The organism is Sinorhizobium sp. GQ132, from assembly GCF_059758575.1.
Genome location: NZ_JCAXDX010000004.1, coordinates 131,940 through 157,079, shown reverse-complemented (window position 1 = coordinate 157,079; position 25,140 = coordinate 131,940). Strand labels below are relative to the sequence as shown.

Genomic DNA, 25,140 nt, shown 5'->3' with positions numbered 1-25,140 from the left:
TGCATCGCCCGATGGAGGTTCCGATGATCAGCCGGCGCGACTTGCTGATGGCGGGCGCGGCCCTGGCCGCGGTGATCACCCTGCGCGGTCTGGTATGGCCCATGCGCGCCGTCGCCGGCGAAGCCTTCGAAATCACCAGGACCGACGCGGAGTGGCGGGCGCTGCTCGGCGAGGACCGCTATCGCATTTTGCGGGAGGAGGGCACGGAGCCGCCGTTCAGCAGCCCGCTCGACGATGAAAAGCGAAACGGCGTCTTTCACTGCGCGGGATGCGCCTTGCCCGTTTATTCCTCCGAGGCGAAATATGACAGCGGTACCGGCTGGCCGAGCTTCTGGCAGGCGCTTCCCGGCGCGATCGGCACGCGCGAGGACGATACCCTGTTCATGACCAGGACCGAATGCCACTGCCGCCGCTGCGGCGGCCATGTCGGCCACATCTTCGACGACGGTCCGCCGCCGACCGGCAAGCGGCACTGCATCAACGGGCTCTCCCTGTCATTCGTACCGGAAACTGCCTGAGCGCGGCGATCGTCCCGCCGGCTCCGGCGAGAAGATCGTTGTGCGACGAGGGCCGATCGCCTCCAGCAACCGATCAGAATGTTCCCGCCTGCGGCGACGGCGTCTGCGCCTCGGAAAGGGCTGCCTGAAGCTTCAGTTCCTGCTCCGGCGAGAGCGACGTCTTCAGTACGCGGCCGCGCAGGCCGGAGAATTCGGCCAGCACCTTTTCCGGCTGCACCTTGCGCACCAGGACGAAGAGCGCCGAGGAATTGTTCGGGATGGTGTTGCCGAGCGACTTGATGAAGTCGTCGTCGATCCCGTAATCGACAAGCGAGCCGGAAAGCGCACCGGCACCCGCGCCGATAGCGCCGCCGAGGGCGAAACCCGCGAGCGGATTGAGGAAGAGCAGCCCGACGAGCCCGCCCCAGAGGGAGCCGGAAAGGAGGCCGGACGTGGCTCCGACGGTGGTCAGATTCATGCTCTGCTTCAGATGCACCTTGCCTTCGGCGTCGCGGACGACGACGACCGCATCTTCCAGATCGATCAGATACTCCTTCCTCAGGCTGTTGAGCTTCAAGAGGACCTTGTCGGCCTCATCCGTCGAATCGAATCCCACGACAATCAAATCGGACATGTCTCTCTCCTGATCCTTCGGGCAGACAATCTGCCGCCGCGAAGCAGAGATAGAGCGCTTTTCATGTCAGGGTAGTGACGGAGGTCGAAGACGAGGGGATCGCCCTTCGGCGGCGCCGTTCCGCGCCTCAGCGCGTTACGGCAAGCTCGATCGCCGCGCGGAGGTCCTCGATGCCTTCGCCCTTTTCCGACGATGTCGACAGCACTTCCGGAAAGGCCGCCGGCCGCTTCTTGATCTTTTCGAGCGTTTCCCCGACGAGGCGCGGCACGCCGGCCGCCTTGATCTTGTCCGTCTTGGTCAGCACGATCTGATAGGAAACCGCAGCCTTGTCGAGGAGTGCCAGCACGTCCTCGTCATTTTTCTTGATGCCGTGGCGCGCGTCGATCAGCACGTAGACGCGCTTCAGCGTCGAGCGGCCGCGCAGATAGTCGAACACCAGCTTCGTCCAGGCGTCGACCTGTTCCTTGGGAGCCTGCGCGTAGCCGTAGCCCGGCATGTCGACGAGCGCCATCGGCGGCAGGTCGTCGGCTTCGCCGGAATAGCCGTCCGGCACGAAATAGTTGAGTTCCTGGGTGCGGCCGGGCGTGTTCGATGTGCGCGCAAGGCCCTTATGGCCCACGAGCGCGTTGATCAGCGACGACTTGCCGACATTGGAGCGGCCGGCAAAGGCGATCTCCGTCGGTCCCTCCGGCGGCAGGAACTTCATCGACGGCACGCCGCGGATGAAGATCCACGGCCGGCCGAAGACGCTTGCGGCATTCTGCTTGTTCGTCCCGGACATGTTCTGGCGTTCCTCTTTGGCCTCGGCATCATGCTTTTGCAGAGGCTTGTCAAGCTTGAGAGCGCCCGGGCGGCGCCGGCGGCGCTCTGGAAATCGAAAGGAAAAGCCCCGGAACGCGTCGCACCGGGGCTTCCAACTCTTTCACTGCGCTTCCTGGAAGTGCTCTATTCCGCCGGTTTCGGTTTCTTCGAGAAGAGCGACTTCAGATTGTCGAAGAGTTCGACCTTGACGCCCTGACGCTTCATGATGATGCCCTGCTGCAGGATCGACAGCGTGTTGTTCCAGGCCCAGTAGATCACGAGACCGGCCGGGAACGATGCCAGCATGAAGGTGAAGACCACCGGCATCCACGTGAAGAGCATCGCCTGGGTCGGGTCCGGCGGCGTCGGGTTCATGCGCATCTGCAGGAACATGGTGACGCCCATGATGATCGGCCAGACGCCGAGATGCAGGAAGGACGGAGCATCGAAGGGCAGGAGGCCGAAGAGATTGAAGATCGTCGTCGGATCGGGCGCGGAGAGATCCTGTATCCATCCGAAGAAGGGCGCATGCCGCATCTCGATGGTGACGTAGATCACCTTGTACAGCGCGAAGAACACCGGGATCTGGATGAGGATCGGCCAGCAGCCCGCCAGCGGGTTGATCTTCTCTTCCTTGTAGAGCTGCATCATCGCCTGCTGCAGCCCCATCCTGTCGTCGCCGAATTTCTTCTTCAGCTCCTCCATCTTCGGCTGAACCTTCTTCATGTTCGCCATCGATGCGTATTGCTTGTTGGCGAGCGGGAAGAAGATGAGCTTGACGACGATCGTGGTGATCAGGATCGCGATGCCGAAATTGCCGAAGAGACGGAAGAAGAAATCCATCATTTTGAACATCGGCTTGGTGATGAAGTAGAACCAGCCCCAGTCGATCAGCTTGTCGAAGTTGGGGATCGAATAGGCCACTTCGTAATTGTCGACGACCGGGACTTCCTTGGCACCGGCGAAGACGAGGTTCTTCAGCTCCACGGACTGGCCGGGGGCAACCGTCACCGCATCGCTCTTGTAGTCGCTCTGGTAACGGGGGCGCCCGTCGGCGAAATGCGAGAACCGGATGTCGAAGGGCGTCGCCTGCGGCGGCACGATCGTCGCGGCCCAGTATTTATCGGTGATGCCTAACCATCCGCCGGTCGACTTACCCGGTTCGACGGGCTCGTCGTCTTCGACCTTGGAATAGCCGACTTCCTGGAGGCCATGCTCTCCCGCAACGCCGACGAAGCCCTCGTGGAGCACGTAGATGCTCGGAGTCGTCGGCTTGTTGAAGCGCGTGACGCGGCCGTAGGAAGACAGGGAAACCGGCGCGGCGGTCTCGTTCTTGATGCTGTCGACCACCTGGAACATGTAGCGGTCGTCGACCGAGATGGTCCGGGAAAAGGTGATGCCCTTGTCGTTCGTATAGCTCAGCGTCACCGGCGTCGAAGGGGTGAGCTTGTCGCCGCCCGAAAGCGTCCATGTGGTCTGCGGCCCCGGAACCGATCCGGTCGCGTCCGATCCGATATAGCCGATTTCCGTGAAATAGCCGTCGGCGGTCTCCGCCGGGCTGAAGAGCGTGATGACCGGGCTCTTCGGGTCGACGGTTTCGTGGTAGCCCTTGAGCTTCAGGTCGTCGAAGCGTGCGCCGGTCAGGTTGATGGAGCCGGAAAGCGCCGGCGTGTCGATCGCCACGCGGGCCGATTTGCCGATTGCCTGATCGCGGCTTTCGCCTGCGCTCGGGATCGCACCGCCGGGCAGCGCCTGTCCAGGTGCAGCCGGCTGAGCGCCTGGCTGTTGCTGGGTCTGTTGCGCCTGCTGCGCCTGTTCCGCGGCAATGCGGTCCTTTTCCATCTTCGGGCTGACATAGAAGAACTGCCAGGCGATAAGGATCAGCACGGAAAGGGCGATCGCCACGAAATAATTGCGGTTGTTTTCCATCATGATTTCCTGGAACCGGCCGGTGGCCGCTTCTGTTTCGGCTTGTTTTCGATGCGATCCCGAAGCGCCCGAGTCAATGCGTCGAAAGGGGCATTCAGGAGATCGCGCCGGGCGACAATCACATAGTCGTGTCCGGGTTTCATTGCAAACCCGGCCGAAAGCCGCACGGCTTCCTTGAGGCGTCGGCGCATTCGGTTTCGCTCGACGGCATTGCCGTGTTTCTTGGTAACGGTGAAGCCGACGCGGGCTTCTCCCTCCGGATCGTTCCGGTCGAGAACTTCGAGGAGAAATAGCGGGCCTCTGCGGCTTTCTCCAGCCCGGACCGCCAAAAACTGCGGACGGCTTTTCAGCCGCCCGACAGCCGTCTTGTCTTTATCTGTCGTCATTTGCCCGGACATAAGGTTTCGGGCAGATTCGGCTTACGCCGAAAGACGCTTGCGGCCACGAGCCCGGCGGGCTGTGAGGACCTTGCGCCCACCCTTGGTGGACATACGTGCACGGAAGCCGTGACGGCGCTTGCGAACAAGCTTGGACGGTTGGTAGGTACGCTTCATTTATTTAAATACCGCGGTGTGCGGTCCTTCTTGGGTTTGCATGATGCAAGAGCGTTTACGCGCCGGGCATGGCTCCGCCAACGGGCGGCTCCACCGGACGTGCGCGGCTTATAGGGACAAAAACCCGATAAAGTCAATTCCCAGACGCCGGCGGCGTGCTCATGATCGCCGCATGACATCCTAAAATGAGTGGGCCCGATGGGTGCTTTGTTAACCACGCGCATTTTAGCATTTACTTAGTAGCGTGTAAGCCGTGAGTTACTTTCCCGTTTTAGGCGAGTATGCGGCTGGGGACAGGGACAGGACATGAAAATTCGTGGAAAGATAAACCTCATCGTCGGCATCATGAGTCTGCTGGCGATAGCGATCACCGGCATGTCGTTGCTGATCGTGAGCGAGTACAACCAACGGCTCGGTGAATACCAGAACGCATCCGACCGGGCCTTCAAGGGCGAGAGGCTCAATCGCCTGGTAACGGCGGTGGTGATGGAGGCGCGGGGTATTTATGCAGCGCCGACGGTCGAGAAGGCAAAGCCTTTCGCCGAGGGAATTCTCAAGAACCTCGACAAGATCGACGCGCTGCTCACCGAGTGGCGGCCGCTGGTGCCCGCCGACGTCCTGCCCGCCTTCGATACCCTCGTCCAGCGCGCGGAGGAATTCAAGACGTTCCGAAGCGAGACGGCTCGCCTCGGCACGCAGGTCGCGCCGCAAGCGGCCAACGAGCAGGGCAACAACGAGGCGAACCGGGCCAACCGCAAGGCGTTCCAGGCGGAAATCGACGTGGTCGTCGACGAGAACCTTGCCTCGCTTCAGACGATCACCGCGGATCTTGCCGACTACAAGCGCTCGATCGTGCTGATCGTCCTTGCAACGGCAGCACTCGGCATGCTGGCCGGGATCGGCGCCGCCTTCTATATTGCGACCAATCACCTCAGCCGCCCGATTCTCGATCTGACGGGCAAGATGAAGCTGCTTGCCGGCGGCGATCTCTCGGTTGATGTGCCCTTCGCCGGGCGCAAGGACGAGATCGGCGACATGGCGGCGGCGGTCGAAGTCTTCAAGCAGAACAGCCTCGCCGTGCGAGAGCTCAACGCCCAGGAAGAGGTCCTGCGCGAAAAGAGCGCGGACCTGCAGTCGAGCATCGCCACGGTCGTCGCGGCGGCTGCGGCAGGGGACTTCACCAGGCGCATCGGCAAGGACTACGACAACGACGACCTCAACCGTTTTGCGGCGAGCGTCAACGAACTGGTCAACAGCGTCGATACGGGCATCGCCGAGACCCGGAGGGTCATTGCGAGCCTGGCGACGGGCGACCTCACGCAAAGCATGAAGGGCCAGTTCCAGGGCGCCTTCGCCGAGTTGCAGACGAACGTCAACGATACCTTGCAGACCCTGCAGAAGACCCTGCGCGAGGTCCGCATGACGACGGACTCGATCAACGGGAACTCTACGGAGTTGCGCAGTGCCGCCGACGACCTGTCCAAGCGGACTGAACAGCAGGCCGCCGCCCTGGAGGAAACTTCGGCGGCGCTCGACGAGATAACCGCCGCGGTTCGCAATTCTACGGAGCGGGCCCAGGAAGCGACCGTCATGGTCACGGAGGCGAAGGACAGCGCAGCGGAGTCGGCATCGGTCGTCCGCAACGCCATCGATGCCATGGGCCGCATCGAACAGGCTTCGAGCGAGATCGGCCAGATTACCAACGTCATCGACGAGATCGCCTTCCAGACGAACCTGCTGGCCCTCAATGCCGGCGTCGAGGCGGCGCGCGCAGGGGATGCCGGCAAGGGTTTCGCCGTCGTTGCCCAGGAGGTCCGCGAACTCGCCCAGCGTGCAGCCAGCGCCGCCAAGGATATCAAGTCGCTGATTTCCAAATCGGGCGGCGAAGTGGCCACCGGCGTCAAGCTCGTCCAGGCGACGGGAGCCGCACTCGGTCAGATCGAGACGCGCGTCCTCAAGATCAACGATCACATCCATTCGATCGCGACGGCCGCACGCGAGCAGGCCACGGGTCTCGGCGAGGTCAGCACCGCGGTCAACCAGATGGATCAGGTCACCCAGCGCAACGCCGCCATGGTGGAGGAGGCGAACGCCGCCACGCATAAGCTGTCCGCCGAGGCCGACAATCTCGCCAACCTCATCGCCTACTTCAAGGTCGAGCGCGAGGCGGTGCGTACGGTCGCGCCGGCAAGGGAAGCGAGCCGCCCGGTGGCCTCGCCCGCCCGCCGCATGATGGGCACGGTTGCGCGCGCATTCGGCAACGGCTCCGCTGCGGTCGCTCGCGACGACTGGGAAGAGTTCTGAGTCCGCCTGCCGCGGCGCGCTCGAGTTGCGTAACAGGAGCTATGCTCGCGGCGATCTGGCGATCGCCGCGAGCGGAAATTCGCCGTGCGGGCCGCACTGTGAGAAGCTGCCGGCGCTTTCACGCGGGCGTGACTTGCCGCTGCGGCTCGGTCACGGCGTCGTTTGCCGGCGCGACCATTCGTTATTGGTTTCGGGGGTGAAATCCTTCTAACTCGAGGGCAGAATCGCACCGAAGGCAAATCGCATGACCCATAGTATCGGCAACGGGGCAAAAGAAGGTCCGGCTCTCGAACACGCATCGAGCAGGGGAGAGCTGGAGCCCGTTCGTCGCCGCTCTCCCTGGCGCTTCGTACCGATCACGCTTCTCCTTGCCGGCGGTGCCCTCGGCTATGCTTACGGTCTGCAGGACTATGTCTCGCTGTCTGCGCTCGCCGACCAGCATGAGACGCTCGCCGCCCATGTCGGCGCTCATCCGCTCCGGTCCGGTCTCATCTTCTTCGCTATCTATGTCGCGGCCGTGGTCTTCTCCATTCCGGCGGCATCGGTGCTGACGGTTTCGGCCGGCTTCCTGTTCGGGTGGCTTGCCGGCGCAGCCGTGGCGGTTCTCGCCGCAACCCTTGGAGCCTGCCTTCTTTTCGTCGCCGCCCGCGGCGCCTTCAGCGACCTTCTCAGGCGCCGCGCCGGCGGATTCCTGGAGCGCTTTGCCGAGGGGTTCCAGGCCAATGCCTTCTTCTATCTGCTCGTCCTGCGGCTGGCGCCGGTCTTCCCCTTCTTCGTGATCAATATCGCGCCCGCCTTTTTCGAGGTGAAGCTTCGCACCTATGCGATGGCAACGCTGGTCGGCATCGTGCCGGGAACTCTGGCCTATAGTTGGCTCGGCTGCGGCCTCGGCGACGTGATCGCCCTGGCATCCGAGAGCGGCCGCGAGCTCGCCCTTTCCGATTTCGTCACTACCGACGTTTCGCTGGCGCTCGTCGCTCTTGCGTTCATTGCGGCGTTGCCTCTGGCGTTCAGGCTAATACAGTCGCGCCGCAAGCAGGCGTGACGCAGTCGAGGGGCAGGCAAGCGTGGGCAGGATACTGACACCCGATATATGTGTGATAGGCGGCGGTGCCGCCGGGCTCTCCGTGGCCGCCGGGGCGGCCGCTTTCGGCGTGCCCGTCGCTCTGGTCGAGCACGGCCGGATGGGCGGCGATTGCCTCAATTACGGCTGCGTGCCGTCAAAGGCCCTGATCGCAGCAGCCAAGCATGCGGAAGCGATCCGCAAGGCTGCGGAATTCGGCATTGCCGCGGCGGGACCGGTCGTCGATCACGAGCGGCTGACGGCGCGCATACAGTCCGTCATCGAAGGCATCGCGCCGCATGATTCCGTAGAGCGCTTCACCAGCCTCGGCGTCGAGGTGATCAAGGAAACGGCCCGCTTCGTAGACGACCGCACGGTCGCTGCCGGCGACCATCTGATCCGCGCCCGCCGCTTTGTGATCGCCGCCGGCTCCTCCCCCGCCGTTCCCCCGATCCCTGGACTTGCGGAGACGCCGTTTCTCACCAACGAAACGCTCTTCGGCCTGAAACGCCTGCCGCGACATCTCGTCGTCATCGGCGCGGGCGCGGTCGGCCTGGAGATGGCCGCGGCTCACCGCCGGTTGGGCGCCGATGTCACGGTCGTGGACAGGGCCGCGGCTCTATCCGGCCAGGATCCCGAGCTGGCGGCGATCGTGCTCGACGGGCTGCGTGCGGAAGGCATGCTCCTGCACGAGCGCACGGAGATCCGCTCGGCGGAGCAAACAAAGACGGGCGTCCGGCTTTTCTGCGAGAACGAGAGCGGCCCTTTCGAGATCGAAGGGAGCGACCTGCTGGTGGCTGCCGGTCGTGCCCCCAATCACGGACCGCTCGATCTCGATGCGGCCGGCATCCGCCACGGCCCGAAGCACATAGAGGTCGGGGCGGACCTGCGGACGAGCAACCGCCGCGTCTATGCCGTCGGAGATGCGGCGGGCGGCCTCTTCACGCATCAGGCGAGCTATCACGCCCGGCTGGTGCTGCAGCAGATCCTTTTCCGCCTGCCGGGACGCGAGAGGACGGCCATCGTTCCGCAGGTGATCTTCACCGCGCCCGAACTGGCGCAGGTGGGGCTGACGGAGGAGCGCGCGCGGGAGACCGCCCAGCGGGGCAGAACCGTTCGCCTGGACTTTTCCGCGAGTGATCGCGCCCGCACCGACGGATTGGATCGAGGGCTGATAAAGATCGTCGTCGGCAGGCGCGGGCGGATACTCGGCGCCGCCATTGCAGGCCCTGGAGCGGGGGAGATGATCGGTCTCTGGGCCTTCGCCGTCGCCAACCGCCTGACCCTCAGGCATTTCCAGACTTATGTCGCACCCTATCCGACTCTCTCGGAGATTGGAAAACAGGCGGCTATCTCCTATTATTCCCCCATGGCGCGAAATCGCCTTCTGCGGACCGCTATCCGGTTTCTGCGGAATTTCGGCTGATCCAGGGAATCTTTTGGGCTTATGGTAGAAGACGCACGTCCGGCCAATGCGAGTGCGGCACCTCGAGGGGCGGTCGGCTTTCTTGGCGGGCTTTCCGGCAAATTGCTGCTGCTTACGGTCGCCTTCGTGATGCTGGCCGAGGTACTGATCTTCGTGCCTTCCGTCGCCAATATGCGCATACGCTGGCTTCAGGACCGCCTGAACACCGTGGCGGCGGCCGCCGTCGTGGTCGACGGGCTTCAGAATGTCGAGCTGCCCCGCGCCGTGCAGCGCGAAACCCTGATGGCGACCGGGACGAAGGCCATCGTCATCCGCCGCAAGGACGCCTCCCGGATGATCGCCAGCGTCGACATGCCCCCCGCGATCGACGGCGAATACGACATAGCCAACTTCACGGCTCTCGGCGCGATCCGGGACGCCTTCGACACGCTCATCTTCGGCGGCAACCGGGTGGTGCGCGTCTATGGCCCGCTGGGCGAAGGCGATGCGACGATCGAGCTGGTGATGAAGGACGCCAAGCTGCGCACGGCCATGCTCGTCTATTCGCGCAACGTCTTCCTCCTGTCGATCGTCATCTCGCTGATCACCGCGGCGCTGATCTTCCTGGCCATCAATCGCATGCTGATTCTCCCGATCAGGCGGCTGACCAAGAGCATGCAGGAGTTTTCGGACGAGCCGTCGAGCCCCGAGCGCGTGCTGGTCCCGCCGAAAGGCAAGGACGAACTGGCGGTCGCCGGTCAGCACCTGGCGAGCATGCAGCGCGAATTGCAGAGAACCCTGAAGCAGCAGAAGAGCCTTGCGGAGCTCGGCCTTGCCGTTTCCAAGATCAACCACGACATGCGCAACATCCTGTCCTCCGCGCAACTCATTTCCGATCGCCTGGCCGATGTCGACGATCCCGTGGTCAAGCGCTTCGCGCCGACATTGCTCCGGACCATCGACCGCGCTGTCGGCTATACGCGCGAAGTGCTCTCCTACGGCCGCACGACGGAGGCCGAGCCGCATCGCCGTTTCCTGGCGCTGCGGCCGCTGGTCGAGGACGTAGCCGAACTGCTCGCCGTCGATCGCCAGGACGGTATCGAGTTCGAGATACAGATCCGCGACGACATCGAGGTCGACGCGGACAGCGAGCAGCTGTTCCGTATCGTCCACAATATCTGTCGCAACGCGGTCGAGGCGCTGGCCAATTACAAGCCGGAGGATGGCTCCGAGCGGCGGATCTCGGTTTCCGCGTTGCGTACCGGCAGCGTAGTGACCATTTCGATCGACGACACGGGCCCCGGCATGCCTGCCAAGGCCCGCGAAAATCTCTTCGCCGCCTTCCGCGGCTCGGCGCGCTCCGGCGGAACGGGCCTGGGTCTGGCAATCGCCCGCGAACTGGTGCTTGCCCATGGCGGAACGATCGCGCTCGTCGAAAAGCCCACTCCCGGCACGCTGTTTCGCATAGAACTGCCGGACCGCCCGGTGCGGCTCGATGCCTTCCGCGCCAAGGGACGTTCCTGAGATTCCGTCCCTTCCCGGCATCGTCGTAAAAATGAAATTTTTTCCCGAAGGCGCTTGCAATCGCCGAAAGGACGCTTTAGAGGATCGCCACGCAAGCGGTGGTCACCGCTTCCAGGCACGCACCCGTAGCTCAGCTGGATAGAGCACCAGACTACGAATCTGGGGGTCAGGAGTTCGAATCTCTTCGGGTGCGCCATTCTTTCCACATCATCTCCGCCCTCTTCACTCTCCGAATAGGTCTGTGGGAAAGTTGCCATGAAATTCGTGAATCCTCTGCCTTTTGTGGCTGACATCGGCCGTGCGAAAAGGTTCTACTCTGAAGTGTTACAGCTTCGGATATTGGAAGATCATGGCGACTTTGTCCGTTTCGACGATGGGTTTGCCATTCACGAAGGCACCTCATTGCACCAAACAGTTTTTGGAGAGTGCCGGGACGAAGATGCTCCCTATGGGCGGCGGAATCTCGTTCTCTATTTTGAGGACGAAGATCTCGACGCGGCGTTCAAGCGTATCGCTGAGCATGTCGACCTCATTCACGAGGTCAGGCGACAATTTTGGGGGCAACGCGTGTTCAGGTTCTTCGACCCGGATGGGCACATAATCGAAATCGGAGAGCCGATGTGACGACCGTCACGGCCGAAATCCAAATGGCCGTTACCGTCCGCTTCTTGCCCGTTCACGTCCAAGGGCGTCGACGCGAATTTCCACCCGAAACGGTCACTCAGGCCGCCCGCGGAACTCTCTGTCCAACATCCATTCACATGATCATGCCGCAACGGCCTCAGCAAACCCGAACGCTCAGTGTCTCGGCGCGAGGCCGTCTAGCAGGAAGTCGAGGCCCTTCCGGAAGGCGCCGTCCCAATCGTTGTCCAGCAGCAGACGGGAGCGTCCGATCGTCGCGTAGTGTTCGTTGAGGCATGTAAGGCGCTGCTGTGCCGCGGCCCTGTCATCGTCCGAGACGTCGAAGCTCGCCCGGGTGACGGTGGCGCCCATCACATAGTTCCAGAGCGACCATATCGCGACGTTCAGATCTGCGTCGGCTACACCGGCTCCGGACAAGGTTCTGCCCAGCAGTTCCAGGCGGCCGAGGATGTTCGGGCCGAGCGCCCGGCGCGGCAGCAGAGATGCCGACCAGGGATGGCGCAGCATGCTGGCGCGCCAGTCCTCGAGCATGTGAACGACTTCTCCGCGCCAGTCGTGAGACCCGACCGGCTGTGGCGGTCTCCGGTATTCGAGCACCGAGTCCAGTGCCAGATCGAAGACATCCTCCTTGTTGTCGACGTGCCAGTACAGGCTCATCACGCCCGAGCCGAGGCGATCGGCCAGCCGACGCATCGTCAATCCGTCTATTCCCTGAGCGTCCAGCAGTTCTACCGCGGTCGCCACGATACGCTGCCGGGAGAGAGAGGGTTCACTGCGCGCCTCCTGCGCGGGCGGTGGCGATACGCCTGTCCGCTGAGGCCGTTTGCTCCGGGCGCCGCTGCGTTTGGCCGTCATCCGTCTTCCTTGCTGATCAGAATGCCGATTTAAGCCGACAAGGCGACGAAAGTCGATCCTGAACGGTTGACTCGTACTATGTACGATGCGAGTGAATGGTACACCGTACGAGTCATCAGATCATGCGGCAGCAAAAGTTCAAATCCCGAAGGCGGCGAGGCCCATTGCGCGCAGCCCCGGACCCGAGAGAAAAAACATGTCACGCGCAATCACGCATCTGCTTATCGGAGGGCTGATCATCATGACCACCGGCGTCCCCACTGCCACGACAGCGAATGAGAATGATCTCAAGCTGACCATCGTCAACCCGCAAAACCTCTACGACCCGACGCCGAACGGCTACAGCACGGCAGTGATCGTGCCCCGCGAGGGCCGGTTGGCCTATATTTCCGGGCAGGGCGGCCAGGACAGCAGCGGAGCCTTGTCGCCGGACTTCGCTGTCCAGGTCGAGCAGGCCTATGCAAATCTGCGCACGGCCCTCGACGCGCTCGGTGCCAGGCCGGATCAGGTCGCCAAACTCACGATCTTCGTCGTCGATCACGACATGTCCAAGCTTGAGGTGCTGACCAGCAACGTCAAGAAAATGTTCGGCGCGGCGCTGCCGGCGCAGACTTTGGTTCCCGTTCCCAAGCTTGCAATCGACCCCATGCTCTTCGAAGTCGAAGCCGTTGTCGTTCTGAAATAGTCGCGACGAGATATCAGGCGCGTGCCAACGGGGGCGGGTGCCATGGGTAGAAATGCCGAACGCCGCCGACCTGGACGGATCGGCAGCGTCTCGAAAGTCCCCCTCGATGTCCTGCGCTTGATAGGTATCTTCTGCTGGTATATATCATGATAGATATCGAAAGCGGAGGTTACCATGGCAACCAAAACAGCCAAGATATTTGCCAGCGGCCGCAGCCAGGCCGTCAGGCTCCCTGCAGAGTTCCGCTTCGAGGGCAGCGAGGTGTTCGTTCGTCGTGATCCGAAGACCGGTGATGTCATTCTGTCACGCAAGCCGGATTCATGGGACGGTCTTTTTGAACTCTATGGCAAGGATCAGGTCGGGGACGACTTCCTGGGGCCGGCCGACCGCAAGCAGCCTTCGCAGGATAGAGATCCGTTCGAGGGCTGGAAGGAATGAGCCTGTGGATGCTCGATACCAACATTGCCAGTCATGTCATCAAGGGTGACCGCCCCGAGATCCTCGATCGGTTGGTTTCGCTTCCCATCTCGGACATTGTCGTATCATCCGTAACCGAGGGGGAGTTGCTCTACGGTCTCGCCAAGCGAGGCGATCCCAGGACGCTATCTGAACGGGTCAGGCAATTCCTTCTTCGTGTAGACGTGTTGCCTTGGGATCGCGCCGCCGCCCGAAGCTATGGCGACCTGCGCGCTGCCTGTGAAGCCAAGGGCGCGGCTCTCGCGCCCCTCGATATGATGATTGCTGCCCATGCGATCGCGTTCGAAGCGGTCCTTGTGACCCGCGACAGAGCTTTTACACGGGTTGCGGAGTCCCTGAAGACGGACGACTGGACGGACCAAAAACTGAAATGAACCGGATCGAGAAGCTGCCGCCTGCCTTTGAACGCTTCGATGACATGCTGGGTGTCCTCGATTTCGCGGTCTTCGAGAATGCAGGCGGTACGGCGGAGGAGGTGCTTTCGGCAATCCCGCAGGCGTTGCGCCACTTCCATAGGTACGATGCGGGGAAGCTGCGCGCTCTGGGAAGCCGGCGCATCACCGAAAAGGCATTCTTCGGCGATTGGTACGACCCGGACAGCGGCAACCTGCTGAGGCTCGGCCGTTATAAGACCGCCGACGGATCGCAGCTGACGGATCCGGTCTTGAGCTCGCTTGACGGTGTGAAGATCATCTCGGGCGCAAGCGCCTGCCCCGAAACCGGCGGGCAGTTCGCCTACGCTTTCTCCAGTCCGCCCTATCCGCTCGACGCCAGGCCCGGCGAGGTGCAGGCGGTGTTCGAGGAGATCAGGGACTTCATATTGCCGCCGCACCGCGCGAGCGAAATTCTCGACTGGTCCGACATGCGGCTGCCGGAGGTTTCGGACTATTTCGATGACGGCGCCGAATGGTGGGGCGTCTTCCTGTTCAGTATCCACATACCATCCATGCGCCGCCTCACCATCATTGCCGGCTCGACGACGGACTGAGCGCCGGATTCCCGCCGGGGCTCGTTTGATTTCCTCATTCCGCTCTATCGAAAAAGTGCTATTGATTCCGCCGTTCGGGTCCGAGGGGCAGATGCGTCTGAAAGATTGTTATAATTTCCACGATTTCCGTCGGATGGCAAAGCAGCGCCTGCCGTCGCCGATCTTCAACTACATCGATGGCGCGGCCGATGACGAGGTCACCTACCGGCGCAATACGACTGCGTTCGAGGGCTGCGATCTGGTTCCGAATGTCCTGCGCGGCGTCGGCGATATCGACATGTCGGTGACGGTGATGGGCCAAAGGCTGGCGATGCCCGTCTATTGCTCGCCGACCGCGCTTCAGCGTCTGTTCCACCATCAGGGCGAACGCGCGGTGGCGGCAGCGGCGGCGAAGTTCGGCACGATGTTCGGCGTCTCCTCGCTCGGCACCGTCAGTCTGGAAGAGGCCCGGCGGATCTGCGACGGCCCGCAGGTCTACCAGTTCTACTTCCACAAGGATCGTGGGTTGAACCGCGAGATGATGGCGCGCGCCAAGCAGGCCGGCATCGAGGTGATGATGCTGACGGTGGACAGCATCACCGGGGGCAATCGCGAGCGCGACAAGCGCACGGGGTTTGCCATTCCTTTCAAGCTCAATCTCGCCGGCATCACGCAATTTGCGATCAAGCCCTCCTGGGCGGTCAATTACGTTCGCCATGAGCCTTTCAGGCTGCCGCAGCTGGAAAGCCATGTCGATATGGGCCGCGGCGCGATGTCGATAAGCCGCTACTTCACCGAGATGCTCGATCCGTCGATGTCCTGGGACGACGTCGCCGAGATGGTGCAGCACTGGGGCGGCCAGTTTTGTCTGAAAGGCGTGATTTCGGTCGAGGATGCCAAGCGCGCTGTCGAGATCGGCTGCACCGGAATCGTGCTCTCCAATCACGGCGGGCGCCAGCTTGACGGTTCACGCACCGCATTCGACCAGCTTGACGAGATCGTTCAGGCCGTTGGAGACAGGATAGATGTGATGATGGACGGCGGCGTGCAGCGCGGCACCCATGTGCTCAAGGCGCTCTCGCTGGGAGCGAAGGCGGTCGGCCTTGGCCGCTACTATCTCTTCCCGCTCGCTGCGGCAGGACAGGCCGGCGTCGAACGGGCGCTGGAACTGATGCGCATCGAGATCGAACGCGGCATGAAGCTGATGGGCTGCTCGTCGGTCGACGAGCTTACAAAGGAAAACCTGCGTTTCCGGTGAGAATGCACCTTGCATTGCCGCGGCGCATGCGGATGACGCAGGCGGACTGAAGCCTGCCTCGTAAAAATTTTCCGAATCATCTCTCACCTTCGAGGGCAAGCGGCTTTTGGGGATGCTCACTCCCGCGGGAAGCGCGTCCTGCATCGCCATATCCATGACGGCAATCGCCCTCTGAGCGCCACTGCCAGGCAGGACCGACGGCCTCACGAGCGGAAACCGGCGTTTCGGCGGCAACACCGGGCACGCTCCATATGTCCGCCTATGACCTGAGCCCGCGGAACGCGGCTGATGTCTTGCGGATCACGAAACCTGCAAGAGGAAGCGGTTATTCCGTCATTTTCGAGAACGATTCCAAGGTTGTACCGGCGCACGAAGACGGCTCGTTACTGTGCGCGTGTTCTTCCTTAGGTTGAATGAAGGTTCGCTGATTTGCGCTTCGGCGGAGCCGGCAAAGGCGCCGAGTTCTGGCGACGGTGACGAACTATCCCGCAATCAAACCCCCTAAAATGTTCTGGTTATTTGCATATAAGCGGCGATTCCCGCAATTCCCGTTCGAAATCGGTCAGGGGAAGGCGACTGCATGCGAGCAAATTCTAGAATCTTGGAAATGGGCGACCGGCGCGCGAACCGGTGGGGCAGGATATTATCGACGCATCTTTTGGTTGCGTCCGCAGGTCTGCTGGCGATGGCGCCGTCGGCATCCGCCGCGCCGCCCGCGGCCGGTACGGTCATCGGCAATCAGGCGGTTGCGACGTACCAGTCGGCCGGACAGACCTTCTCGGTCACCTCGAACCGTGTCGAGACGACGATCAAAACGATCGCCGGAGTCCAGATCGAGAACGATACGAGCAAGGACGTCATTGCCGGCGGCAATGCGTTCTTCCCGCATACCGTCACCAACGTCGGTAATGCCGCCGACAGATACGATCTGACGACCTCCGATCTCGGGTCCGGTCTTTCCGTGGCCGGCATCTATGCCGACGACGACTGTGACGGCGTCCCGAACACGCTGACGGCGATCACCCGGACGGGGTCGCTCAACCCGGGCGAAAGCGCCTGCGTGGTCGTAGAGGTCAATGTCGCGCCGGGGGCGACCGGCAGTCCCACGCTCAAGATCACCGCCGCCAGCACGCTCGAAACGGCTGGCAATTTCGTTTCCGGCACGCCGAACCAGCCGAACGACTCCGATACGGACACCGTAAACGTCGTGGACGGCGCCGTTCTGCAGTTCACCAAGAACATGAGCCTCGCCGCCGATGGAGATAGGGACGGCTCGGGCTCTCTCACACCCGGCGACAGGGTGCGTGTCCGTTTCAATTACTCCAATACCGGCGGAGCCGATGCCACGCAGGTGGAAATCTCGGACGTCCTGCCTGACGAGCTCGTCTACGTGGCGGGAACGGGCAAATGGTCGGACGGCGGCACGATGAACGATGCGGGCGGAGCGATAGACCACAAGAACGGCCAGGGCCACACGATATCCTATTCCTTTGACGAGGCCCTGGGCCTCAAGGCGGTTATCTCCGCCCTCCCGGTCGGCAAAACGAGCTACATCGAATTCGAAGCGAGTATCGCGGACGGTGCGGCCGGCACGATTGCGAACACCGGTACGATCGATTCGGACCAAACCGATCAGCAAAGGTCGAACGAGGCACGGATTACGGTCGACAACGGCGACGCAATCGCCGTCACGCTGGCCGATCGTTCGGCCACCGACCCGGCCTATGCCGGCCGCTCGACGAGCGACCTGCCGGACGACAATCTCGGCGGCAGCGTGATATCGGCTACGGACGGGGACGGGGAGGCAAACGACACCGTCGCCTATGTGGAGGGCTATCTGCCCTCGAGCACACCGGTGCCCTTCGAAGTGATCATCACGAACCATTCGAATACGGCGCAGCGTTTCAACCTTTCCGCCGCGCCGGGCAATTATCCCGCCGGGACGACCTTCACTTTCGTCGCGGACGGTGCGCCGATCCTGGATACGAACGGTGACGGCCAGCCGGACATACAGGTGGCTGCGAACACCGTGTCGAAACTCTCCGTGCGCGCAAACCTTCCTTCCGGCTCCGCCCGGTCGGCGGACGCGGAGGCATGGGAGGCCACGGTGACGGCCACCGCGATCGCCAACCCGGCCGTGTCGAACCGGACAAGGCTGCAGATCAAGTCCGCCGTCGGCGGCGGCACCGTCGATCTGCAGAACGCCGACGGGAAGGCCTCGGGAGGCGCCGTTGACGATGGGGGCGAGCCCTGGACGACCGTCGAAACAGACCCGGGGGAGGCTGCAGAATTCACCCTCGTCGTGGTCAACAAGCGTTCGGTACCCGACAGCTTCAACCTGTCCTTCAGCGAAACGAACTTCGCACCCGGCGCTATGCCCGCCGGGTGGCAGGTCGTGTTCACAAACGGCAGCGAAACGGTGACCAATACCGGTGTGATCGGTCCCGGCGCCTCGGCGACGTTCACGGCGCGGGTCACGCCTCCGGCGTCTGCTCCGCCCAGTTCACTCGGCGAAACGGATATCTACTTCCGTGCCGCTTCGACGAGCAGCCCTTCGGTTGTCGATACGAAACTGGACCGGGTCACGGTCAGGCAGCGGATCGATCTCGCGATCAGCACCGACCAGACCGCACAGGCGGCGCCGGGCGGCGTGGTGGTGATCACCCACGTGCTGGAGAACCGCGGTAACGTGTCGATCAAAAACGGCGCGATCGGCTATGATCCGGCATTTCCGAGTTTCGCCGAGTCCCTTTGGCACGACATCAACGGCAACGGAGTATGGGATTCGAGCGATAAGCTCGTAAACAGCCTGGCCGATATCGTCGGTGAGGGGAGTCTCACTCCGGGAGATACCGCGCTTCTGTTCTCGCGGGTCCAGGTGCCTTCCACCGGGGCGAGCGGACTTTCCGAGAGCGCGAAGATCGTCGTCGGAACCAATCTTACCGGGCCTGGCGGCGCATCGGTAACCGATCAGAACACGGGCAACAACGCGGTCACTGAAACCGTCACCGTTGTGTCCGGCAATGTCGCCGTCGCCAAGGTTCAGGCGCTCGATGCCGAATGCAACGGCGAGGCCGACGTCGACTTCAGCCCACACCCGCAGGCTGCCTCTCCCGGCGAATGCATCGTCTACCGGGTCACGGCAGTCAATGTGGGGACCGCAAACGCCGATGGATTGAGGATCGACGACGCGGTTCCCGCATACACCACCTATGTCGGCTCGTCGGCGGCGGCCGCAGGCGGTTCCGAGGCGTCCATATCGCAGCAGCCGGGCGACGGCGCGACCGGCGCCATTCAATCGAAGCACGGCACATTAAGCCCCGGCCAGGAAGCGACGCTCACGTTCCGAGTCCGGATCGATCAATAGCTTCGCCGAAGATCGAGCGGGCGGGTCCCGTCCCGTCCGCTCGAAGGTCGCTGCATGAGGATAATCGGAAAGACAATGCCGGTAATGTATCGGGCACTTGGCAGATTTATCGTCGTCCTGGCGGCGCTTGCCTCGATGTTCCCGGCTGCCGCTATCTCCGCCCCTCCGCCCGCCGGGGCCAGGATCGAGGCGCGGGCGACCGTTACGTATTTCAACGCCAAGCTGGGCATTCAGGAGTCCGTATCGACCAATATCGTGGTCACCAAGGTCAAGGAGGTGAAGAGCATCGACACGGTCTACGATCAGACCGTCTATCTGGCGCCCGGTTCGACCGGTCAGTTCGCTTTCTACGTTCGCAACGTCGGAAACGCGATGGCCCGCCCGTCGGCCGTTACCGAACAGCTTTCCGGCGACGATGCCGACTTCTCCGACCTCGTCGCCATCATAGACCAGAACCGCAACGGCGCCGCCGACCCGGGCGAATGGGAACTCACGCCCGACATGGCGATCGAGCTCGCAGCCGGCACCGAGCTGCCCGTGATCGTGCAGTTCGAAACGCCGGCTGCCGGGAAGGAGGGCGACAGGGCAGGCATGCGGCTGAGCGCCAGAGACGGCGATGCTGCCGGTGCGGCCAACGGCGTGGTGGTGATTTCCTCCGCCGGCCTCGTTCTCGAAAAATCGGCCAACCGGGACGAAGTTCCCGCGGGCGGCCCGCTTCGCTACAGCCTGCGTCTGCGAAACAACGGCGTCACTGCCGCCCCCGGCTACTCGCAGATCGAGGGAAACGCCGTCCGGGTGGACGGGTCGCCGGTGTCGGGCGTTCTGGTGCGTGATCCGCGGCCGCTCAACACCCGCGTCACCGCGGTGTCGGCGACGGGCGGCTTCAACGAACTCTATCATATCGAAGGGCAGCCGCAGCACAGCTATGTGACGGCGCCTCCCGCGGATATGTCGAGGGTGGATGCGGTCGCCTTCTTCAGGGCGGGCGATTATCCGGCCGGTTTCTCCGCCAATCTCGAATTCGAGGTCGCCGTCGCCGGGAACATGCAGTCGGGCGCGATCCTCAATACGGCTTCCACCTGGCAGAAGATCGGTGGCGACTGGGTCGAAATAAGCTCCAACCTCGTCAAGACACCCGTCAAGGGCGGCAGCGCCGCGCTGACCTACACGGCACCCGACGGAACCCCGATCACCAGCGCGGCGCTCGACAGCAACGTGCGGCTGAAGCTGGATGCGGCTGCGTGCAACACCACCGACGGTGTGGACCGAATTCCAATCAGAATTGCCACCGATCCGGAGGCCGATCTCGAGACGGTGCTGGCGACGGAAACGGGGGCGAATACGGGCCTTTTCACCACCACGCTCATCCCCATCCAGCGGGTGCTGCCGGCGGTGGAGGGCGACAACATCCTGTCGGGGGACCGGAGCACGAAAGCTTCCGCAAGCGCAACGTGCGGCGGGCAAAACGTATCCGCCGTACTCACCGTCAATCCCGGCGGTTTCGTCTTTCACTCCGCCAGCAACGCGGCGGTCTCCGGCGCAACCGTCATAGTCCGCAATGCGTCCGGCGCCGAGATAGAGCGTACCGTGTCCGATGTGAGCGGCTTCTACGTCGTAAGCGCTGCCGAGACTGCAGGCACGTACCGGATCGAGGTGCTGCCGCCCGAGGGACTGTCCTTCCCCTCGACGCGAACGACCTTTCCCGCCTGGGGCCGCAACCTGGACCCGGATGCCTCCTACGGGCGGCCGTTCAAGACGACAGGCTCCTTCACCGGTGTCGATATTCCGGTCGATCCCGACGGTTCCACGGCGCTGCGGCTGGAACAGTCGGTCGACCAGGCCATCGCAGCGCCCGGCGACATTCTGGTCTATACGCTCACCCTGACCAATACCGCCGGCATAGGGCTTTTGGACGCCTTCATCCATGCGGGCTTGCCGAAGGGCATCACCTACCTGGAAGGCACGCTCCGCCTCGACGGCAAACCCGTCAAGGTCTCGGGATTTCCGGGCCGGAACCTCGTCTTCGACGTCGGATTCGTCGGACCCAACGGTACGGTGACCCTGACCTACATGGCGGTCGTCGACCCGACTGCCAGCGGTCAGCTCGCCAATATCGCCCATGCGTCGGGTCATCTGGCCGGCAGGGGGGCCGTGCGTTCCAACGATGCGCGCGCCGTGGTGCGCATCGAAAGGGACGGCGGCGTCTTCAGCGATGAGGGCGTCGTCCTCGGCAAGGTCTACATCGATTTCAACGAGAACGGGCGGCAGGACCGTTATCTGCCGACCGGGCGGGATGCGGCGAAAGGCGCTCTCGAGCGTGCGGAGCCCGGAATTCCCGGCGTCAAGCTTCAATTCTCGACCGGGGCGAGCGTGGTGACCGACATCGAAGGGAAATATTCGATGCCGGGATTGCCCCCCGGGGCGCATGTCGTCGCCATTTCGACGGCTACGCTGCCGGCGACCGTCGAATCCCGCTCGACGTCGGCGCGCGACGCGCTGAGCCCCCGCAGCCGCTATCTGCGCATGCTGCCGGGGCAGGTGGCGAGCGAATATTTCGCGGTCACGCCCCGAAAGGGTGTCAGCCGCGACGACGTTCTCGCCGAACTCGAAGCCCGCAGGCGGGCCTATGCCGAAAATGTGGACCCGGACCGGAATGGTCCGGTTCCGGAACGGCTGGAACTCGGCGGCGAGGAGTGGGTCGACTACTTCGGGCGCCTGTCGTCGTCCCGCGGCGAAGCGACGAAGAACACCGAAACGCAGATCGTCGCGCGGGACCGGTCCGAGAACGGAAAGCCCGCGGCCGCGAATACCGACACCGGCGCGCCGAAAGCGCTGGCTCTCGAACGCACGCGAGATCTGGAGGCCGAGATCAAGGGGCTGTCCGCCGAGCTCGGCTTTCTCGACCTGGAATCCGACAGCCTGCTCAACAGCGACATCGTTTCCATCCGCGTGAAGGGGCCGGCCGACGGCAAGCTCGGGCTCAACCTCAACGGCGAGCCGGTTTCCGAAGGGCAGGTCGGTCAGCGCGTCGTCTATTCCGCAGGAGGCGTTCAGGCGGCGGAATATGTCGCGGTCCGTCTCGAAGGCGGCCGCAACACGCTCGAGGCCACGTTCGCGGATCCTTTCGGCAATGTCCGCGGGCGCAGGGAAATCACGGTCCTTGCGGCCGGCCGCCCGGCGAGGATCGAACTCGTCGCGCCGCCCGCCGCCTTCGCCGATCCGGCCTCGCCCATCCCGGTTCTGATCCGATTCGTCGATGCCGAGGGCGTGGCCACCGAGGCCTCCATGGACGTGACGCTCGAGGCGTCCGGTCAGGGCCGGTGGGGAGCCGACGACATCCGCAGCACCGAGCCGGGGGTTCAGATCTTCGTCGACAAGGGGGAGGCACTCGTCGACTACTATCCGCCGGCGCTCTCCGGCACGCACAGGATCGCCGTGCGCAACGGCCTCGGCCGTTTCGAGACCGAGGTCAAGCTTCTGGCCGACGACAGCAGGAGGATCATCGCCGGTGTCGTCGAGGGCGTGGTCCGGCTGCCCGGCAGCGTCGAGCCCGCCACGGGACTGGAGGGCTTCGACGCCTCCACGACGGGTGTCGACGGCGAGCTCTATCTGCAGGGCAAGATCAAGGGCGATGCTCTGCTGACGCTGCGTTACGACGGTGATCTCGACACCGAGGAGCGGCTGTTCCGCGACATCGATCCGGAGCGCTACTATCCCGTTTACGGCGATGCGTCGGAGCGCGGCTATGACGCCCAGTCCCGGTCCCGGCTCTACGTGAAAGTCGAGAAGGGTCTCAACTACGTTCTCTACGGCGACATAGACATCTCTCCGCAGGCGAGCGAGTTTCAGCTCGGCTCCCATAGCAGGCTGCTGACCGGTGCCCGGGCCCATGTCGAAGCCGGTCCCGTCACCATCGATCTCTTCGCCGGGCGAACGGACCAGAGCCAGGTCATACGCGAGTTCCGTGCCGAGGGGTTGTCGGGCCCTTACGATCTGGACCTGACGGGCTATGCGGAAGGCTCGGAACAGGTCGAGGTGATCACGCGCGACCGGCGCCAGCCCTCGCTCGTCGTCGATACCGTGCTCCTCAAGCGCTTCGACGACTATCGGCTGGACTATTTCGGCAACGCGATCATCTTCAATACGCCGGTCCCGGCTTTCGACGGCGACGGCAACCCGAACTTCATCCGCGTCACCTACGAGCTCGAGACGGACGGCGACGCCTACTGGGTCTATGCCGGAGAGGCGCGCTACCGGGTGAACGACCGCATCGCCGTCGGTTACCGCGAAATACGCTCCGAAGCGGAGCGCAGCTTCGACGATCGCCGCACCGTGCGCGCGGGATATGTGTCGGCCGATCTCGGCGCCTATGGAAAAGCCGAGGTCGAAGTAGCGCAGACCGTCGACAAGGATGGCGAGACCGGCCTTGCTTCGCGTCTCGGCTACGAGGTCAAGAGAGAGCGTGTCACGCTCCGCGTCGGCGCCGCCCGGGCCGACGAGGATTTCGCCGAGGGCTCGTCTCTCTCCCCCGGCAGTGCCGAGGTGAACGTGTCGGCCGACTGGAACGTCTCGCCCCGCCTCAAGATCACGACTTCGGCGCTCTACGACCAGCAGATGCCTTCGGGCAACGAACGCTTCGGCGTCGAAGTGCTGCCGAGCTGGATGATCAATCCCGAGCTTACCATCTCGGCCGGCATGCGCTTCGTCCGCCTCGAACCGGGCGACGGCGAGGAGCCGCGGTCAGTGCCCTCGGGCGTTCTCGGCGCCGAGTGGAGCCCGGCCGCCCTGCCCAGCCTGGCCCTCAAAGGCGAGGTCGAGGCAGACCTCACCGACTTCTCGCATCTGCGTGCTCTCCTGGAGGCATCCTATCAGGTGAACGAGCGCGTGAAGGTCTATACGGGCGTCGATTGGGCTACGAGCGGATCGGAATTTCTCGATTTCTCCAGCGCCGACGGTGCGACCGGAACGATGAAGACCGGCGTCGAATACCGTTTCAGCGACGACGTGAAGACTTTCGGGGAGATGCGTGGCGGTTCGCAGACCGGCTTCGCGGGCGGTGTCGCCGGCGACTGGGAGATCGGCCATTGGGATCTGCCGGGCTGGATCGCTGGCGAGGACACGCGCGTCTATGCGAGCATCGAGCGCTTCCAGCCCTACGATCTCGACGAACTGATCGGGCTGCCTTTCGGCGTGGACGACGACGAGGACACGCCGCAGACCACGTTAGCGGCCGGCTACCTCGCAACGCTCCGCGACGGAAACGCGCGGCTTGGCCTCGGTGCCGAACTGTCCTTCAAGGACGGTGGCTATACGGCTTACGGCCAGCAATATTGGAGCCAGCGGGCCGGCGAGTGGACCTGGGCCATCGAAAACCGCCTGGCCACGGCGGACACCGACACGCAACAGCGCCTGCGCGATCACCTGCGCATCGGCGCCGCGCTCAGGCCCGACGAGGAGAGCATCGACGCCCTGTTCCTCGGCGGCATCAGAGTGGAGCGCGACTTCGCCACGGATATCAATGCCGACACGGCTTACTGGTCGGCCGCCGGTTCCTGGGCGCTCGGCACGGATATGCGCATCACCGCCAAGCAGGCCGGGCAGTACCAGGCGAAGTCGGTCGGCGACGTGACCGGTGACACTTTCGTCCTTCTCGCGCAAACGGGCATCGAGCGGGACTTCGAACTGGAGGATGAACTGCGCCTGCGGCTGGGCGTCAACGGCACGCTCTTCCACGATCCGCCCACCGGCCAGAGCCATAGCGGCTTCGGGGCGGAGATCGGCTTCGTGCCGACGAAGAACGTGCTCCTCGCCGCAGGCTATAACCTTACCAAGGTGAATGCCTCGAGCGTCTCGGAAATTTATACGGCCGGCCCCTATGTCCGGCTGTCGATCAAGCTCGACGATTCGCTCTGGGGCTTTTTCGACCGTGCGGGTTTGACGGTGCCGGTCGAAGGGGAGAGCAGGTGATGACCGGGCACTCGGAAACGTCTTCCGGCCAGGAGCCTCCGCCCTCCCGCTGCAGACGGATACCATACGGGGCAACGATGTGGGCGATCGCCGCCTCGCGCAAGCTTCTTGCGCTCGGCGAACCGGCGACGCCGGATTTGAGGTCAGGATCGCGAACCAGATGAACCATGCGGAAGGAAAGCAATTTTTGATGATCTCTCTGCCCCGTTTT

The 25,140-nt window shown here is 63.4% G+C and carries 19 protein-coding genes and 1 tRNA gene; 14 read left to right on the top strand and 6 right to left on the bottom strand.

Features of this window, described 5'->3' with window-relative positions; all coding sequences use genetic code 11:
• Positions 1-23: 23 nt before the first annotated feature.
• The gene (gene msrB / locus AC6CIG_RS12410) at positions 24-518 is read left to right on the top strand and encodes a peptide-methionine (R)-S-oxide reductase MsrB (RefSeq protein ID WP_498322767.1); all 495 of its coding nucleotides are present in this window, start codon (positions 24-26) and stop codon (positions 516-518) included.
• A 73-nt stretch (positions 519-591) separates the two neighbouring features.
• Here msrB and AC6CIG_RS12405 read toward each other — a convergent pair whose 3' ends face one another.
• The 5 genes from AC6CIG_RS12405 to rpmH all read right to left on the bottom strand — a co-directional run bounded on the left by AC6CIG_RS12405 (position 592) and on the right by rpmH (position 4,415).
• Complete coding sequence (locus AC6CIG_RS12405; RefSeq protein WP_437407924.1) at positions 592-1,131, bottom strand: DUF1269 domain-containing protein; 540 nt, start codon at positions 1,129-1,131, stop codon at positions 592-594.
• A gap of 127 nt (positions 1,132-1,258) precedes the next feature.
• The gene (gene yihA / locus AC6CIG_RS12400; RefSeq protein WP_018094044.1) at positions 1,259-1,912 is read right to left on the bottom strand and encodes a ribosome biogenesis GTP-binding protein YihA/YsxC; all 654 of its coding nucleotides are present in this window, start codon (positions 1,910-1,912) and stop codon (positions 1,259-1,261) included.
• Between the two features lie 164 nt (positions 1,913-2,076).
• Entirely contained in the window at positions 2,077-3,861 is a 1,785-nt protein-coding gene (yidC, locus tag AC6CIG_RS12395) for a membrane protein insertase YidC (protein ID WP_437407923.1), read from the bottom strand.
• Positions 3,861-4,259 carry a ribonuclease P protein component gene (gene rnpA, locus AC6CIG_RS12390; RefSeq protein WP_018094046.1) on the bottom strand — a complete coding sequence of 133 codons (399 nt, stop codon included), beginning with the start codon at positions 4,257-4,259 and terminating at the stop codon, positions 3,861-3,863. Before rnpA ends, yidC begins: the two co-directional genes overlap by 1 nt.
• A gap of 21 nt (positions 4,260-4,280) precedes the next feature.
• Positions 4,281-4,415 carry a 50S ribosomal protein L34 gene (rpmH, locus tag AC6CIG_RS12385; RefSeq protein WP_003531576.1) on the bottom strand — a complete coding sequence of 45 codons (135 nt, stop codon included), beginning with the start codon at positions 4,413-4,415 and terminating at the stop codon, positions 4,281-4,283.
• Between the two features lie 306 nt (positions 4,416-4,721).
• Here rpmH and AC6CIG_RS12380 point away from each other — a divergent pair, with 306 nt between their 5' ends.
• The 6 genes from AC6CIG_RS12380 to AC6CIG_RS12355 all read left to right on the top strand — a co-directional run bounded on the left by AC6CIG_RS12380 (position 4,722) and on the right by AC6CIG_RS12355 (position 11,335).
• The gene (locus AC6CIG_RS12380) at positions 4,722-6,719 is read left to right on the top strand and encodes a methyl-accepting chemotaxis protein (protein WP_100669729.1); all 1,998 of its coding nucleotides are present in this window, start codon (positions 4,722-4,724) and stop codon (positions 6,717-6,719) included.
• Between the two features lie 244 nt (positions 6,720-6,963).
• Positions 6,964-7,764, top strand: coding sequence for a TVP38/TMEM64 family protein (locus tag AC6CIG_RS12375; protein WP_437407921.1), 801 nt, complete (start codon positions 6,964-6,966; stop codon positions 7,762-7,764).
• A 22-nt stretch (positions 7,765-7,786) separates the two neighbouring features.
• Positions 7,787-9,208, top strand: a complete 1,422-nt coding sequence (locus tag AC6CIG_RS12370; protein WP_437407920.1) for a dihydrolipoyl dehydrogenase family protein — start codon at positions 7,787-7,789, stop codon at positions 9,206-9,208.
• A gap of 21 nt (positions 9,209-9,229) precedes the next feature.
• The gene (locus AC6CIG_RS12365; RefSeq protein ID WP_018094050.1) at positions 9,230-10,711 is read left to right on the top strand and encodes an ATP-binding protein; all 1,482 of its coding nucleotides are present in this window, start codon (positions 9,230-9,232) and stop codon (positions 10,709-10,711) included.
• A gap of 119 nt (positions 10,712-10,830) precedes the next feature.
• Positions 10,831-10,907 (top strand) — tRNA-Arg (locus AC6CIG_RS12360).
• A gap of 59 nt (positions 10,908-10,966) precedes the next feature.
• Positions 10,967-11,335: a VOC family protein gene (locus AC6CIG_RS12355; protein WP_437407919.1), complete on the top strand. Its 369-nt coding sequence runs from the start codon at positions 10,967-10,969 to the stop codon at positions 11,333-11,335.
• A gap of 174 nt (positions 11,336-11,509) precedes the next feature.
• On the opposite strand, the gene AC6CIG_RS12350 is transcribed toward AC6CIG_RS12355, so the two are convergent.
• Positions 11,510-12,208: a TetR/AcrR family transcriptional regulator gene (locus tag AC6CIG_RS12350; RefSeq protein ID WP_437407918.1), complete on the bottom strand. Its 699-nt coding sequence runs from the start codon at positions 12,206-12,208 to the stop codon at positions 11,510-11,512.
• Between the two features lie 196 nt (positions 12,209-12,404).
• Between AC6CIG_RS12350 and AC6CIG_RS12345 the strand changes: the two genes are divergently transcribed.
• The 7 genes from AC6CIG_RS12345 to AC6CIG_RS12315 all read left to right on the top strand — a co-directional run bounded on the left by AC6CIG_RS12345 (position 12,405) and on the right by AC6CIG_RS12315 (position 24,929).
• Entirely contained in the window at positions 12,405-12,893 is a 489-nt protein-coding gene (locus AC6CIG_RS12345) for a RidA family protein (protein WP_437407917.1), read from the top strand.
• A gap of 174 nt (positions 12,894-13,067) precedes the next feature.
• The gene (locus AC6CIG_RS12340) at positions 13,068-13,331 is read left to right on the top strand and encodes an antitoxin (protein ID WP_018094055.1); all 264 of its coding nucleotides are present in this window, start codon (positions 13,068-13,070) and stop codon (positions 13,329-13,331) included.
• A complete protein-coding gene (locus AC6CIG_RS12335) occupies positions 13,328-13,744 on the top strand; it encodes a type II toxin-antitoxin system VapC family toxin (protein WP_018094056.1) in 417 nt (138 codons plus the stop codon). The genes AC6CIG_RS12340 and AC6CIG_RS12335 overlap by 4 nt, the downstream gene beginning before the upstream one ends.
• Positions 13,741-14,358 carry a hypothetical protein gene (locus AC6CIG_RS12330; RefSeq protein WP_437407916.1) on the top strand — a complete coding sequence of 206 codons (618 nt, stop codon included), beginning with the start codon at positions 13,741-13,743 and terminating at the stop codon, positions 14,356-14,358. Before AC6CIG_RS12335 ends, AC6CIG_RS12330 begins: the two co-directional genes overlap by 4 nt.
• 91 nt (positions 14,359-14,449) lie before the next feature.
• On the top strand, positions 14,450-15,595 hold the full coding sequence (locus tag AC6CIG_RS12325) for an alpha-hydroxy acid oxidase (protein WP_437407915.1): 1,146 nt from the start codon (positions 14,450-14,452) through the stop codon (positions 15,593-15,595).
• 679 nt (positions 15,596-16,274) lie between these two features.
• On the top strand, positions 16,275-18,962 hold the full coding sequence (locus AC6CIG_RS12320) for a hypothetical protein (protein WP_437408051.1): 2,688 nt from the start codon (positions 16,275-16,277) through the stop codon (positions 18,960-18,962).
• Positions 18,963-19,016: 54 nt separating this feature from the next.
• A complete protein-coding gene (locus AC6CIG_RS12315; RefSeq protein WP_498322761.1) occupies positions 19,017-24,929 on the top strand; it encodes a hypothetical protein in 5,913 nt (1,970 codons plus the stop codon).
• The last annotated feature ends 211 nt before the right edge of the window (positions 24,930-25,140 follow it).